12 protein-coding genes are annotated in these 13,997 nt (G+C 65.8%); 5 read left to right on the forward strand and 7 right to left on the reverse strand.

All coding sequences use genetic code 11. The annotated features are described in order from the left end of the window. Window positions 1-114: 114 nt before the first annotated feature. From amrB to HMPREF0326_RS01735, 4 genes are all read right to left on the reverse strand, one after another. Window positions 115-1,011 carry an AmmeMemoRadiSam system protein B gene (gene amrB, locus HMPREF0326_RS01720; RefSeq protein WP_008682329.1) on the reverse strand — a complete coding sequence of 299 codons (897 nt, stop codon included), beginning with the start codon at window positions 1,009-1,011 and terminating at the stop codon, window positions 115-117. A gap of 187 nt (window positions 1,012-1,198) precedes the next feature. Further along, entirely contained in the window at window positions 1,199-2,665 is a 1,467-nt protein-coding gene (locus HMPREF0326_RS01725) for an NAD-dependent succinate-semialdehyde dehydrogenase (RefSeq protein WP_008682330.1), read from the reverse strand. 153 nt (window positions 2,666-2,818) lie between these two features. Continuing rightward, window positions 2,819-4,081: a dihydroorotase gene (locus HMPREF0326_RS01730; protein WP_008682331.1), complete on the reverse strand. Its 1,263-nt coding sequence runs from the start codon at window positions 4,079-4,081 to the stop codon at window positions 2,819-2,821. Continuing rightward, the gene (locus HMPREF0326_RS01735) at window positions 4,078-5,034 is read right to left on the reverse strand and encodes an aspartate carbamoyltransferase catalytic subunit (RefSeq protein ID WP_008682332.1); all 957 of its coding nucleotides are present in this window, start codon (window positions 5,032-5,034) and stop codon (window positions 4,078-4,080) included. Before HMPREF0326_RS01735 ends, HMPREF0326_RS01730 begins: the two co-directional genes overlap by 4 nt. A 404-nt stretch (window positions 5,035-5,438) precedes the next feature. Between HMPREF0326_RS01735 and HMPREF0326_RS01740 the strand changes: the two genes are divergently transcribed. The 5 genes from HMPREF0326_RS01740 (at window position 5,439) to HMPREF0326_RS01760 (ending at window position 9,798) form a co-directional block, all read left to right on the forward strand. After that, complete coding sequence (locus tag HMPREF0326_RS01740; protein WP_020990150.1) at window positions 5,439-6,146, forward strand: molybdopterin-guanine dinucleotide biosynthesis protein MobB; 708 nt, start codon at window positions 5,439-5,441, stop codon at window positions 6,144-6,146. Between the two features lie 291 nt (window positions 6,147-6,437). Further along, the gene (locus HMPREF0326_RS01745; protein ID WP_008682334.1) at window positions 6,438-7,235 is read left to right on the forward strand and encodes a sulfite exporter TauE/SafE family protein; all 798 of its coding nucleotides are present in this window, start codon (window positions 6,438-6,440) and stop codon (window positions 7,233-7,235) included. A 9-nt stretch (window positions 7,236-7,244) separates the two neighbouring features. Continuing rightward, window positions 7,245-8,111: a YitT family protein gene (locus tag HMPREF0326_RS01750; RefSeq protein ID WP_008682335.1), complete on the forward strand. Its 867-nt coding sequence runs from the start codon at window positions 7,245-7,247 to the stop codon at window positions 8,109-8,111. Between the two features lie 12 nt (window positions 8,112-8,123). Next, on the forward strand, window positions 8,124-9,338 hold the full coding sequence (locus HMPREF0326_RS01755; protein WP_020990151.1) for an amidohydrolase family protein: 1,215 nt from the start codon (window positions 8,124-8,126) through the stop codon (window positions 9,336-9,338). A gap of 121 nt (window positions 9,339-9,459) precedes the next feature. Next, entirely contained in the window at window positions 9,460-9,798 is a 339-nt protein-coding gene (locus HMPREF0326_RS01760) for an Hpt domain-containing protein (RefSeq protein WP_008682342.1), read from the forward strand. Between the two features lie 155 nt (window positions 9,799-9,953). Here HMPREF0326_RS01760 and HMPREF0326_RS01765 read toward each other — a convergent pair whose 3' ends face one another. From HMPREF0326_RS01765 to HMPREF0326_RS01775, 3 genes are all read right to left on the reverse strand, one after another. Then, window positions 9,954-11,489 (reverse strand): YifB family Mg chelatase-like AAA ATPase, encoded by a 1,536-nt coding sequence (locus tag HMPREF0326_RS01765; protein WP_008682344.1) that lies wholly within the window; start codon window positions 11,487-11,489, stop codon window positions 9,954-9,956. 195 nt (window positions 11,490-11,684) lie between these two features. Next, window positions 11,685-12,311, reverse strand: coding sequence for a signal peptidase I (gene lepB, locus HMPREF0326_RS01770; RefSeq protein WP_008682345.1), 627 nt, complete (start codon window positions 12,309-12,311; stop codon window positions 11,685-11,687). A 122-nt stretch (window positions 12,312-12,433) separates the two neighbouring features. Beyond that, window positions 12,434-13,942: a sodium-dependent transporter gene (locus HMPREF0326_RS01775; RefSeq protein WP_009303079.1), complete on the reverse strand. Its 1,509-nt coding sequence runs from the start codon at window positions 13,940-13,942 to the stop codon at window positions 12,434-12,436. Between the last annotated feature and the right edge of the window lie 55 nt (window positions 13,943-13,997).

Genomic DNA, 13,997 nt, shown 5'->3' on the forward strand with positions numbered 1-13,997 from the left:
CGCAGCGCTACGGATCAAAATGGCAATGGTAGGCTGAAGACTGCTCTAAAAAAAGTCGTCCGCATTTCTCAGACGACTTTTCCTTTGCGTTTGCGCCCCTTGGCCCCGACGGCGTCATTTTTCGTGCAAAAACAGGCGTAAACCGGCATAGCCCACAACGTGCTCCGTATCGCCCGAGGCCGTGGCCGAGGTGTCGTGCGCCGTGAGTTCCGCCCGCGCCCGGCCTAACTGCCGGGCGGCAAAAAGCGCCAGAGCCAGCGGCCCGGCCCCGCACATGCTGATACGTTCGCGCGCCGCCACAGCCAGCAGGCCCTCGGGATCACAGGCCAAGGCTCGCTCCAGGGCCAGGGCGTCCTTTTCCACTGTGCGGCGCTCGTCTTCATAATGGTTCATATCCGAACTGACGATGACGCCCACTTCCTGCCCCTTGGACCGGCAACCGGCCAGCACATCGGCCAGGGCCTGCCCGGCCGCGCGCAGGGCTTCCGGCTGCTGCGTGCCCACGCAGACGGGCGTTATGCGCAAGGGCCTTTCCTCGCCCGCCGCCACCTGCAGAAAGGGCAGCACAACTTCAACGGCGTGTTCCCCCAGATGGGAAAGCGTGTCCGCCGCGAAGCCCCCATTGCCGTCGCCCCTTTCGATGAGGGCGGCGGCCAGGTCCGCATCCACGGGCAGCGGGGCCAGGGGCGTGAGCCAGGCGCCCTCGGGCCAGACGCCCAAGGCCTGGCCCCGCCCGGTGTGGTTGGGGCAAAGCACGACCAGGGTGCGCGGCAGCTCCACGCCCGCCAGGGTCGTGCCCAGCACCCGCCCGCAATAGACGTAGCCCGCATGGGGCAACATCAGGCCCCAGAGACGGGACACGGCCTCAGTTTCCGCCGGTGCGGACGTGTCTTGGACCCCGGGCCGCCGGATGGCGGCCCCCGCATCAAGGCAGGCTCGCACTTCCCGGATCAGGTCGGCGGGCGCGGCGGGATAAAAACGCCCGGCGGCCACGGGATTGCGAATCAGCATGGCCGATTCCTCCTGGTGAGATCTGTCGCTTGACGCGACACCAGGGTCTGTTGACACTATAGAATTTTTGTTCGCCCGCAAGGAAGATACGTCTGCTTTGAGGGAGTGTACTCTTTTGGTACTCGACCGAAAAAGCAGATGAAATCTAACGTAGCGAGCGGGCAAAAAGGCATAGTATCAACAAACCCTAGGCCAGTCCGCCCAGCAACATATAATGCGTCTCCATATACTCCAGCATGCCCTCGCTGCTGCCCTCACGGCCCAGACCGCTGTACTTCACGCCGCCGAAAGGCGTCTCGGCCGCGGCCAGGGTCGCGTCGTTGACGCCCACCATGCCGTACTGCAGAGCGCCGAACAGCCGCCAGGTCCTGGCCAGATCCCGCGTGCAGACATAGGAAGCCAGGCCGTAGCTGGTGTCGTTGGCCAGGGCCACGGCTTCCTCTTCCGTGACAAAAGGCATGACGGCGGCCACGGGCCCGAAGATTTCGCCTTGGAAAACCTGCATGTCCGGCTTCAGGCCCGTGAGCAGGGTGGGCTCGTAAAAATTGCCGCCCAGCGCATGCCTGTGCCCGCCGACCAGCAGACGCGCGCCCTTGGCCTCGGCGTCGCGGACCATGGCGTCCACCCGTTCCACGGCGCGGGCGTTGATCAGCGGGCCCATGTCCGTGTCCGGGTCAAGGCCGTTGCCCACGCGCAGGGCCTTGACCCGTGCGGCGAGCCCGTCCACGAAACGGTCATGGATGCCGCTCTGGACCAGAAAACGGTTAGCGCAGATGCAGGTCTGCCCGGCGTTGCGGAATTTGCTGCCCATGGCCAGATCAAGGGCCTTGTCCAGGTCCGCGTCGTCAAAGACCATAAAGGGCGCGTTGCCGCCCAGTTCCAGGGACATGCGCTTGAGCGTGGGCGCGCAGTCGGCGGCCAGTTGCTTGCCCACCTCCGTGGAGCCGGTGAAGCTGACCTTGCGCACCGTGGGATTGACCGCGATTTCGCCGCCGATGGCCGACGCGTCGCCGGTCAGCACATTGATGACCCCGGCGGGAATGCCCACGCGCATGCCCAGCTCGGCCAGGGCCAGAGCGCTGTAGGGCGTGCGGCCCGCGGGCTTGACCACGATGGTGCAACCGGCGGCCAGGGCCGGAGCGGCCTTGCGCGGCAACATGGAGAAGGGGAAATTCCAGGGGGTGATGGCCGCGGCCACGCCCACGGGCGCATGCCGGGTGAGAGCCTGGGTGCCCGGACGAAACGACGGGGTGACGTCGCCGCAGACACGGCGGCATTCCTCGGCGAACCAGGGGAAATAGGACGCGCCCTGCAGAATCTCGCCCCTGGCCTCGGCCAGGGGTTTGCCTTCTTCCAGAGTCAGGATTTTGGCCAGATCCTCCAGATTGTCCTTGATGGCCTGTTCCCAGGCCCGCAGGTACGCGCCGCGCTGCAAAGGAGTCAGCGCGCTCCAGGCCGGAAAGGCGGCGGAAGCCGCCGCGACAGCCCGGCGGGTTTCGGCCGCGCCGCATTTGGGCACCGTGCCCAACGGTTCCTCATTGGCCGGATTGGTCACGGCCAGCACGCTGTTGTCGTCCGCGTCGCACCATTGGCCGTTGATCAGGCATTGCCGACGGAACAGGCTCTTGTCGCTCAGTATATCAAGCATGGACATGGGGAAACCTCACGTAATTCAGATTAGGGAACTTCACCCGGGAATACTCCAACGCCGCGACGCGGCGTGAATCCAGCCAAAAAGCGTGTTTCCCGGCTGAATGAACAGTTGAAGAAGCGCGGCCCTTCAAAGGGCAATCCGCCCCGGATGCGATCAGAACAGCCGCTGTCCGCCGAGCCAGTGGTGCTTGACGCGCCCGTGCAGGCTCCGGCCCAGAAAGGGCGTGTTGCGGCTTTTGGAATACATGGTCTCCGGGCCGGGCGTCCAGACCTCATCCGGGTCCAGAAGAAAGAAATCCGCCGGGTCGCCGGGCGCGAAGCCGTTCCAGGGCAGGCGGAAGATTTCCGCCGGGCGGCGGCACCAGAGGCGCTGCAGATCGGCCTCGGCCAGCACGCCCTCGCGCACCAGGGCCCAGGTCAGGCTCACGGCCAGGTCCAGGCCGGTGAGCCCGCAGGGGGCTTCGTCCAGGGTGCCTTCCTTTTCATGGGCCGCGTGCGGGGCATGGTCCGTGACCAGAATGTCGATGGTCCCGTCCTTCACGGCCCGGCGCAGGGCCTCGCGGTCCTCGGGGCGGCGCAGCGGCGGGCTGACCTTGGCGGCCGTGTTGTAGCCCTCCAGCGCGCTCTCGTCCAAAAGAAGATAGTGCGGGCAGGTTTCGGCGCTGACCTGAACGCCGCGCGCCTTGCCCCAGGCGATGACGTCCACGCTCAGGCTGGAGGATACATGGGCGATGTGCACGGGCAGGTGCAGATATTCGGCCAGCATGACGTCGCGCGCGATCTGCACGGCCTCGCCCACGTCCGGCTGGCCCTTGACGCCCAGCAGGCCGCTCACGGTCCCCTCATTCATCAGCCAGCCCCGGCCCAGGCGGGCGTCCTCGCAGTGGTCGATGAAAATCAGGTCCAGATCCGCCGCGTATTCCATGATCCGGCGCAGCAGTTCCGCATTTTCCACCGGACGGCCGTCATTGGACACGGCCACGCATCCGGCCTGCCTCAGTTCCGCCAGCGGGGCCATTTCCTCGCCCTTGAGGCCCACGCTGGCCGCCGCGATGGGATGCAGGCGCGGCCCGTGCGGATGGCTCTCGCGGGCGCGCTCCAGCATGAAACGGGTCACGGCCGCCGTGTCGTTGACCGGCTTGGTGTTGGCCATGCACATGACAGCGCCGAAACCGCCGTGGGCCGCCGCTTCCAGACCGGAGGCAATGTCTTCCTTGTACTCGAAACCCGGTTCGCGCAGATGGACATGGGCGTCGATGAAGCTGGGCATCAGCGCCAGGCCGTGCGCGTCGAAAATTTCGCAGCCCTCGGGCGCGGCGTGATGGCCCGCCGGGGTCATGGTCAGTATCCTGTCCCCATCCACCAGAAGGTCCACTGGGGCCTCCAAGTGGCGGGCGTTCTTGATGCAGAGCGTCATGCGTTTCCTCCGTCGTTGCGCGTGGCCAGCAGGTAAAGCACGGCCATGCGCGTGGCCACGCCCGCGGCCACCTGGTCGAGCACCAAGCTGGCGGGCGCGTCGGCAATCTCGTGGGAAATTTCCAGGCCCCGGTTCAGGGGGCCGGGGTGCAGCACCTTGGCCTCGGGCCGCGCCAGCTCCAGCTGGGCCGTGCCCAGGCAGAAACGCCGCGAGTATTCAGCCAGATCGGGCAGCAGGCCCGCCTGCTGGCGCTCCAGTTGCAGACGCAGGCACATGACCGCGTCCACGTCGCGCACGGCGCGTTTGAGGTCGGAAAAGACCTCCACCGGCCAGGTTTCCACCCCGGCGGGCAGCAGGGTGCGCGGCGCGCAGAGCCGGACCTTGACCCCCAGCAGATGCAGCAGACGCACATTGGAGCGGGCCACCCGGCTGTGGGCGATGTCGCCCAGGATCAGCAGGGTGCGCCCGGCAAAGCTGTCGCCCCAGACCTGGCGCAGGCTGAAGCAGTCCAGCAGGGCCTGGGTGGGATGGGCGTGCCAGCCGTCGCCGCCGTTGACGACGCCGCAGGGCAGCAGGTCGGCCATGAAGGCCGCCGCGCCGCTGCTGGAATGGCGGATGACGATGACGTCCGGCCCCATGGCCTGAAGGGTCAGGGCCGTGTCCTTGAGGCTTTCGCCCTTGTTCAGGCTGGAGCCGGACTTGGCCAGGGAATAGGTGTCGGCGGACAGGCGCTTGCCCGCCACGTCAAAGGAAGTTTTGGTGCGGGTGCTGTTTTCCACAAAAAAGAGCACCACGGTCTTGCCCTTGAGGGTGGGCACCTTCTTGACCGGGCGCCGGTTGATTTCCTGAAAGCTGGCGGCCAGATCCAGCAGATGGCGGACGTCTTCTCCGCTCAGCTGGGTCACGTCCAGCAAGTCCTTGTGCGGCCAATGATAGCGGTTGTCGGTATTCATGGGCGTAGGGACTGAAAGTTAAAAAAAAGCCCCGCTGGAACCAACGGGGGACAGATCGGCACGCGGACAGGCCGCAACGGCGCAAACTCCGGCGTGCGGCCGGGGCGGCGCGACGCATAGGCATCACTCAACTTCATGGACAAAAATGTTAGACGCGCGACGGGTCTTTGTAAAGGAAAAAGTCTGTTGACGCCTCCAAGGGCTTTGTCTAGGTTTGGAACAGTTTTTCACGCCCTTGCGCCCACGGCGCGGGGCGCTGGAACGGACGCGTGCCGGACGCCCATCAGGCGTCCACCGGGCCGGGCCCGACGCCGCCGGAGGAACGGATGAACGCCTTCGCGCATGCCCGGAACAACGCGCGTAATCATTGCCGCGTCCACGGCATCTGCAGCGGGAGGAAGCGTATGCGGGCCATCGGCATCACCGGCTTCAAAAATTCCGGCAAGACCACGCTCACGGGCCTGCTGGCCACGGCTCTGGAAGGCCTGGGCCGCAAGGTCGCCGTCATCAAATGCACCCACCACGGCCTGGACCTGCCGGGCCGCGACACCAGCAAGCTCAGCGCGCCCGGCCGCCCCGTGGCCGCCCTGGGCGAGGACGACGCAGCTATTTTCTGGCGCGGCAAAGTGGGCTTCATGGATCTGTTCACCCGGCTCCCGGCGGACATCGTTCTGGTGGAGGGCGGCAAGAATCTCACCTTTCTGCCGCGCGTGCTCTGTATGCACGACGTGCTGGAGGCCCCCATGCTCGCTCCGGAACTGGCCGTGGGCACCTTCGGCCCGGTCAGCCTGCCGCCCCTGCCCGCTTTTGACGAGGATTCCGTGGAAGAGCTGGCCCGCGTGGCCGACGCCGGGGCCTTTGTGCTAGGCGGGCTGGACTGCGGCCTGTGCGGCCGGGAGAACTGCGCGGCCCTGACCAGGGACATTCTGGCCGGTGAAGCCTCTCCCAAGGACTGTCAGGCCCTGACGCCGCCCTCCCTCAGCCTGAAAGTCAACGGCCGGGAAGTGCCCCTCAACGACTTTACGGCCCGGATGCTGGAGGGGGGCCTGCGCGGCATGCTCGCGCCGCTCAAGGGCATGGCCGCGGGCACGGTGGAAATTGTTTTGAAATAGAGCGAGGCAACGTTGAAAAGTTGTTTCGCTCCGACGGCTGCGAAAGCGGACGCCCGCGCCTGACGCCGAGCGGGAGCACGTTCCCGCCGCCGACCGGGGGCTGAGCCTAAAGCCCCACGGCGTTGAGCCCCCGGACGCTCGCGGGCAAAGCGAACGCGGTGGATATGTGCGTCCCGGCCGTCAAAATATGGTCCGGCAGCCGGGGCAGAATGAGCGCGCTACCGCGCGGGGACGCCGCACGGCGGCAATGGTTTTTGGTCGAGGTTTTTATATTTTTTCAGGAGACGCTGCATGTTCCTTTCTCTCTTGGTCTATCTCTGCTGTGGCGCGGTGGCCGGTGTTCTGGCCGGACTGCTGGGCGTGGGCGGCGGCATCGTCATCGTGCCCATGCTGGTGGCTATTTTTCCCGGACAGGGCGTGCCGCCCGAGTATGTCCAGCAGATGGCCCTGGGCACTTCGCTGGCCAGCATCATGATCACCTCCATTTCCAGCGCGCGGGCCCATAACGCGCGCGGGGCCGTGCATTGGGACATTTTCCGCAACATCACGCCCGGCATTCTGGTGGGCACCTTCGTGGGCGGCCTGGTGGCCACGCACATGCCCACCATGTTTCTGAAAATCTTCTTCATCTGCTTTCTGTTCGTGGTTTCCGCCCAGATGCTTTCCAACTACCGGCCCCCGGCCAGCCGCGACATGCCCGGCGCGCTGGGCACCGCCGGAGTGGGCGGGGTCATCGGTCTGGTCTCCAGCTTTGTGGGCATCGGCGGCGGCACCCTGTCCGTGCCCTTCATGAGCTTCTGCAACGTGCCCCTGCACCATGCCGTGGGCACCTCGGCGGCCATCGGCTTTCCCATTGCCGTGGCCGGCACCCTGGGCTACATCATCGGCGGCTGGGGCAGGCCCGACCTGCCCGCCCTTTCCCTGGGTTTCGTGAACCTCTGGGCCCTGCTCGGCCTGGCCGCCGCCAGCTATCTCACCGCGCCCCTGGGGGCCAAGCTGTCCCATGCCCTGCCCACGGCCAAACTCAAGCGCGGCTTTGCGGTTTTTCTGATCCTCGTGGCCTTGAAGATGCTCTGGGGCATCCTGTAATAGCAACGCATGAAGCTGTATACCTACAATCAAAAACTGGCCGAATCGGTCTGGTGGAACCTGCTCTGGATGACCCTGGGCTCGCTCCTGATGACCATCTGCATTCAGAGCGTGGCCGCGCCCCATGACTTCCTGGCCGGGGGCGTCATGGGCGTGGCCCTGCTCGTGGCCTACTGGACCGGCACCCTCACGCCCCTGCTCTGGTACATGCTGATCTGCCTGCCCATCTATATCGGGGGCTGGTTCTTCGTGGGACGACGCTTCCTGCTCTACACGGCCTACGGCACGCTCTGCACCACGGTGTTCGGCATGTTCATCACCTTCCAGATCCCGCTCTCCACCGAGGTTTACGCCGCCGTGGTGGGCGGCGTGCTGCACGGCGCGGCCGGGGGCATCATGCTGCGCACTCTGGGCAGCGGCGGCGGCACGGACATTGTCGCGGTGCTGCTCAAGGAGCGCTGGAACATCCCCATCGGCCAGTTCAACTTCATCTTCAACGTCCTGCTGTTCCTGACGGGCGCCTTCCGCCTTTCCCTGGACCTCATCGTGGCCTCCATGCTGATGATGTTCATCTCCTCCAATGCCCTGGAATACGTGCTGGGCATGTTCAACCGGCGCAAACTGGTGATGATCATTTCCGACCACGGCGAGGAGATCAGCGAGGCCATTCTGGTTACCGAGCGTTTCGGCGCGACCATGCTGCGCGGCAAGGGGGCCTATTCCGGCTCGGACCGCGAGATTCTGCTCACCGTCACCAACAACGTGTCGCTCAAGCGCCTGGAAAATCTGGTCTACGCCATTGATTCCCACGCGCTCTTCATTGTGGAAAACACCTTTTACGTTTCCGGCGGCCAGTTCGCCCGCCGGGGCCGCTGACCGAGGCCCGCCGTGCCCGCCTCCGTCCTGGCCATCCGGGCCAGAACCATTGTGCCCCTGACCGGCGAAAGTCCGGCCCGGGGCGCGCGGCTTTTCGCGGCCCTGAAAAAAATCGACAACGCCGTGCTGCTGGTGCGCGACGGCCTGGTGGAAGACGTGCTGCCTTGGAAGAACGCGCGCCTGCCCGCAGGCGCGCGGGTGCGCGACGTGGGGCCGGTCTGCCTGGTCCCGGCCTGCATCAATGCCCATGCCCACATCCAGCTTTCCTATCTGGCCGGGCGCACGCTCTGGGGCAAGGGCTTCACGGCCTGGCTTGCCAGCATGATTCCCCAGCTGGGCGCGTCAACAGCCGCCGAAGTGGCCGCGGCCGCGGAAAGCGCCTGCGAAAGCCTGGCCGCTACCGGAGCCCTGCACGTAGGGGATGTGGCCGGTTCCCTGCGGGGCGGCGTGGCTCTGGTGGACCGGGCCTGCCGCGAGGCCGGAGTGGGGGTGAGCCATTTCTGCGAATGGTTCGGCTTCGGGCCGCCCTTTATCGACGGCGAGCGCCCCTGGCCGCCGCGCTGCCGCGACGAACTGGCGGCGGACCCGGCCCTGGCCGGACGCTGCGCTCCGGCCGGGCATGCCCTGTACTCCACCGCGCCGGAGGTGCTGCGCGCCGCGCGGGACCACTGCGCCCGGCACAACACGGTTTTCAGCTTTCATCTGGCGGAATCGCCGGAAGAAACCCAGCTGCTGACCAGCGGAGACGGTCCCCTGTACGACTGCTACGCGGGCACGGTACTACCCGAGGGCTGGCGGCCGCCGGGCATACGGCCACTAGCATACGCGGCCGGCCTCGGCCTGCTGGGACCGGGCGCGCTGGCCGTGCACGGCGCGCAACTGGATGCCCAGGAAGTGGAAGAGCTGGCCGCCGGGGGCACGGCCCTCTGCCTTTGCCCGCGCTCCAACCGCAATCTGGGCGTGGGCGCGCCGCCGGTGCGCGCCCTGATGGAAAGCGGCGGCCTGCTCTGCCTGGGCACGGACGGCCTGACGTCCAATACCGACCTGGACGTGCGCCAGGAGGCCGTCTATCTGCGCGAAAGCCTGGACGTGCCGCCCGAGGCCCTGGTGCGCCTGCTCACGGTCAACGGCGCGGCGGCGCTGGGTCTGGGCGGATCCGGGGCGGGACGCCTGACGCCGGGCGCGCCTGCCAATTTCTGCCTGCTGCCCGAGGCCCTGACCTACTGAACAGGGGCGCCCGCCCCCGGTCGCGGATGCGCCATAAAGACCTTGTCATGGGCCGGTCTTGCTGGCATCATTCCCGGACAGCATATCCGTTTTTTCACCAAACCACGCTAAGAAGGACATCATGAGCGAGGAAGTTCTGGATTGGAAGGAAGCCATTGCCCGCGTGCTCAACAAACGCGACCTGTACGTCAAGCTGCTGCAAAAATTCATTGAGACGGAGCGGGACAGCTCGGCCAAGGTGGAACAGGCCCTGAAAAACGGCGATATGGAAACCGCCCGCCAGCTGGTGCACAGCACCAAGGGCGCGGCCGCCAATCTGGGGGCCAAGGCTCTGGCCACCGCCGCTCTGGAACTGGAGATGGCCATCAAGGCCGGTGCGGACACAGGTCCGGCCATGAACCATTTTGACTCCGCCGTAACGGATACGCTGGTGACCATGTCGGCCTTTATGAGCCAGTAGCGCGCTGTTGCGCGCACAACGATTTTCGGCATTATCCGCAAAGAGCCCCGGCCTTGACCCGCCGGGGCTCTTTTATAACCACATGCCATGTAACTAATGAGGCTGCTCTCGCAGCCTCGCGCTACGGAGCCGTAAGTTCAATTCATTTGCGCCGGTTATGCGTCTGCCCTGCCGCCGCGATCCAGCACGCGCAGGGCCACGGCCTCGGCCAGATGTTCGGCGCTGATGCGCCCGGCTCCGGCCAGATCCGCAATGGTCCGGGCCAGACGCAGCACGCGGGTGTAGGCCCGCGCGGAAAGGCCCAGACGGCGCATGGCCGCCTCCATCAGGCTGTGCCCGGCCGCATCCGGGGCGCAATGCCGTTCCAGCAGCCCGCCGGAGAGTTCCGCGTTGCAGCGCGGCGCGAGCCCGGCGAAACGCTCTTCCTGCACGGCGCGTGCGGCCAGCACGCGGGCCCGCATTTCGGCCGAGGAGACGCCGCCTTCCGTGGCGCGCAAATCCGCATAGGGCACGGCAGGCACTTCCACATGCAGATCAATGCGGTCCAGCAGCGGACCTGAGAGTTTGTTGCGATAGCGGGCCAGTTGCTCCGGGCGGCAGGTGCAGGCATGCGCAGGATCGCCGTGATAGCCGCAGGGGCAGGGATTCATGGCCGCCACCAGCATGCAGGCCGCCGGATAGGTGATGCTCTGGGCCGCGCGGGCCACGGTCACCACGCCGTCTTCCAGGGGCTGTCGCAGCGCCTCCAGGGCGGGCTTGTTGTATTCCGGCAACTCGTCCAGAAAAAGCACTCCGCGATGGGCCAGGCTGACCTCGCCGGGCCGGGACTGCCTGCCGCCGCCCACCAAGGCCACGTCCGAAACCGTATGATGCGGCGAGCGGAAAGGACGCGCGGCCACCAGGCCCGCGTCCGGCGGCAGATGGCCCGCCACGCTGTAGATTTTGGTGACTTCCAGGGCCTCTTCAAAGGAAAGAGGCGGCAGGATGGTGGGCAGGCGTTGGGCCAGCATGGTTTTGCCGCTGCCCGGCGGCCCGATCAGCAGCAGATTGTGCCCTCCGGCGGCGGCCACTTCCAGAGCGCGCTTGGCGGCTTGCTGGCCTTTGACCTCCGCGAAGTCCGGCATAGGAAAGGACGGTTGCGCGGGAGGCGCGCCCGGTTGCCGGGCTTCCAGGGCTTCGGCTCCGGCCAGAAAGGCCGCGCACTGGGCCAGATCGCGCGGTGCGTAGACCTGAAGGCCGCGCACCACGGCGGCTTCCGCCGCATTGTCCGGCGGGGCCACCAGACCGGCGGCCTCACGCCGCCGGGCCAGAATGGCCAGAGGCAGCACGCCGCGCACGGGCTTGAGGGCCCCGGTCAATGAAAGTTCGCCGATGAAGAACAGGCCCCGCACCCTGTCCACGGGGATAAGACCGGCGGCGGCCAGCAGGCCCACGGCCAGCGGCAGATCGTAGCCGGTTCCGGCCTTGCGCCGCCCGGCCGGGGCCAGGTTGACCGTGATCCGCGCCGGGGGCAGCCGGAAATTGCAGGCTCGGAGCGCGGCAAAGACGCGGTCCCTGGCCTCGCGCACCTCGGTTTCGGCCAGACCCACCAGGCTGAAGCCCGGCAGACCCCGGCGGACGTAATCCACCTCGACTTCCACCGGAAAGGCGTCCACCCCTTCGAGGCCGCCGCTGTACAGGCGAATCACCATAGCCGCGCCGTCAGCGCCGAGCCGGAGCAATGTAACATTGAAGTTAATCCGCCCTTGGAGCTGTTTCTAAATAAGGATGTTCGTTCTCTGCCAAGGCAGGCGCGTCCTGGGCGGAGGGAGTATATTCAAACCCGACCTTCGCACGGGGCGAGCCTGACGCCGGCAGAGGGCGAAAGGACAAGTTAGAGGCAGCTCCTAGTGGATCTGCTGCCCGATACGTCCCCAGCGGATATCGTCCAGCCCGCCCCAGGACCAGTAGATGCGCCAGGCCTTGGCCCGGATGGCGCTGCGGTCCACAAAGCCCCAGAAACGGGAGTCCAGCGAATTGTCACGGTTGTCGCCCATGACGAAGTATTTGTTGGGCGGCACGGTGACCGGCCCGTAATTGTCCCGAACGGGTTCGACGCCGTCAGGATCCGCAAAGCGGATGTAGGATTCCTTTACGGGCTGGCCGTTGCGATAGAGCTGCTTGTTGCGCACCTCGATGACGTCGCCGGGCACGCCGATGATCCGCTTGATGTAGTCCACGCTGGGATCATTGGGGTACTTGAAGATGACGATGTCGCCCCTGGCCGGATCGTCGCCCTTGTAGACATAAGTGTCGGTAAAGGGGATTTTGATCCCGTAAGCGAATTTGCTGGCCAGCAGATGGTCGCCCACCAGCAGGGTCTGAAGCATGGATTCCGAGGGGATCTTGAAGGCCTGCACCACAAAGGTGCGGATCACCAGGGCCAGGACCAGAGCTACCAGCAAGGCTTCACCGTATTCACGCCAGAGCGGTTTCTTGGGGCGCGCTTTTTGTTGCAACAGGGTGGGTTTCATAACGATTCCTTGTTCAGGGCGGATTCCGGGATGCGCCTCTCGGCGGACGGGAGTCCGCAGTATGCCGTGATGTTCTTCCGATGGCAAGCCGCCGTCGCGGGCAAGCGGGCCTTGTTCCGGCCTCAGCGGCGCGAACGCCGCCTAGCCAGCAGCCGCCAAAGCAACGTCCCGGCCGCCAGGATTCCGACGATCCAGCCTCCCATACCGGGCCGGTACGCGGTGGCCCAGAACAATTTCAGATGTTCCATGAGCCCGAACTTCTCCACATAGCCGACCGCGAAGAGCACGAGGATCAGAGCGGGCAGTATCCAGGTCAGATAGCCGCGCAGCCAGGGCGGAAACTTGACGCCTACCCCCTGGTCCACTTCGGTCAGGAAATTCTCCCAGCCCCAGCCGCGCCGCCGGCAGCAGAACAGCAGAAAAAGCAGACCGCCCAGGGGCAGGACGTTGTTGCTGATCAGAAAATCCTCAAAATCCAGGATGCTGCTGCCCGCGCCCAGGGGCTGCACGAAGCTCAGCAGGTTGAAGCCCAGGGCACAGGGCAGGGACAGCAGCCACATGGCCCCGGCATGCAGCACCGTGGCCCGGCGGCGGGGCATGCCCCAGACGTCGGCGCTGTAGGAAATGATGTTTTCAAACACCGCGATGACCGTGGACAGGGAGGCGAAAGCCAGAAAGATGAAAAAGAGCGTGCCCCAGAGGCGGCCGCCGCCCATGGAATTGAAGATATTGGGCAGTGTCACGAAAACCAGACCCGGCCCTGCGCCGGGCTCCACGCCGAAGGCGAAGCAGGCCGGAAAAATGATCAGCCCGGCCATGATGCCCACAAAGGTGTCCAGGCCCATGATCCAGAGCGCCTCCCCGGTGAGGGAGCGGTCCTTGGGCTGGTAGCTGCCGAAGATGGTCATGGCCCCGATGCCCACGGAAAGGGCGAAAAATGCCTGGTTCATGGCCGCGTTGCAGACGTTGAGCAGGCCCACCTCGCTGAACTTGCCCCAGTCCGGCACAAGGTAGAAGCGCACGCCCGCGCCCGCGCCGGGCAGCAGCAGCGCGCGGGCCACCAGAAGCACCAGAATCAGCAGCAGGCCCACCATCATCAGCTTGACCACGCGCTCCACGCCCTTCTGCACGCCCAAGGCGCAGACGCCGAAGCCCAGAACCACGCTCAGACTCATGCCGATGATCTGCACATCCACCCGGCCCAGAGCCGCCTTGAAAAAGCCGCCCACGCCCTCGGGCGTGAGCCCGGACAACGCGCCCGAGGCCATGAACCAGCAGTAGGAAAGCATCCAGCCGGTCACCGTGGTGTAGAACATCATCAGCATATAGCTGCCCACCAGGGCCACCCAACCGAAACGGTGCCAGTACGTGCCCGCGGGTTCCAGCACCCGCAGGGCCAGGCCCATGTTCCGGCGCGAGGCGCGGCCCACGGCGAATTCCATGATCATGACGGGCAGAATGGCGAAGAGAAAGAAAATATAAATGCCCACAAAAATGGCGCCGCCGTAAGCGCCGGTGATATACGGAAAACGCCAGACGTTGCCGAGGCCGATGGCGCAGCCCGCCGACAGCAGAAGAAAGCCCAGACGGCTGCCCAGCATTTCGCGTTTGACCTGTCCCTTTTCCACCATCCTGCCCCCTCTTGCGGAAATTGTCCGAAGGTCCGCACAGGCTACGAGAAATTTT

The sequence above is a fragment of the Desulfovibrio sp. 3_1_syn3 genome, assembly GCF_000145315.2.
GTDB classification, from domain to species: Bacteria; Desulfobacterota; Desulfovibrionia; order Desulfovibrionales; family Desulfovibrionaceae; genus Desulfovibrio; species Desulfovibrio fairfieldensis.

Bases quoted from the DNA above. Each gene is read 5' to 3' on its own strand.
- amrB (WP_008682329.1), bottom strand. From the start codon at position 1,011: ATGCTGATTCGCAATCCCGTGGCCGCCGGGCGTTTTTATCCCGCCGCG.
- HMPREF0326_RS01725 (WP_008682330.1), bottom strand. From the start codon at position 2,665: ATGTCCATGCTTGATATACTGAGCGACAAGAGCCTGTTCCGTCGGCAA.
- HMPREF0326_RS01730 (WP_008682331.1), bottom strand. From the start codon at position 4,081: ATGACGCTCTGCATCAAGAACGCCCGCCACTTGGAGGCCCCAGTGGAC.
- HMPREF0326_RS01735 (WP_008682332.1), bottom strand. From the start codon at position 5,034: ATGAATACCGACAACCGCTATCATTGGCCGCACAAGGACTTGCTGGAC.
- HMPREF0326_RS01740 (WP_020990150.1), top strand. From the start codon at position 5,439: ATGCGGGCCATCGGCATCACCGGCTTCAAAAATTCCGGCAAGACCACG.
- HMPREF0326_RS01745 (WP_008682334.1), top strand. From the start codon at position 6,438: ATGTTCCTTTCTCTCTTGGTCTATCTCTGCTGTGGCGCGGTGGCCGGT.
- HMPREF0326_RS01750 (WP_008682335.1), top strand. From the start codon at position 7,245: ATGAAGCTGTATACCTACAATCAAAAACTGGCCGAATCGGTCTGGTGG.
- HMPREF0326_RS01760 (WP_008682342.1), top strand. From the start codon at position 9,460: ATGAGCGAGGAAGTTCTGGATTGGAAGGAAGCCATTGCCCGCGTGCTC.
- HMPREF0326_RS01765 (WP_008682344.1), bottom strand. From the start codon at position 11,489: ATGGTGATTCGCCTGTACAGCGGCGGCCTCGAAGGGGTGGACGCCTTT.
- lepB (WP_008682345.1), bottom strand. From the start codon at position 12,311: ATGAAACCCACCCTGTTGCAACAAAAAGCGCGCCCCAAGAAACCGCTC.
- HMPREF0326_RS01775 (WP_009303079.1), bottom strand. From the start codon at position 13,942: ATGGTGGAAAAGGGACAGGTCAAACGCGAAATGCTGGGCAGCCGTCTG.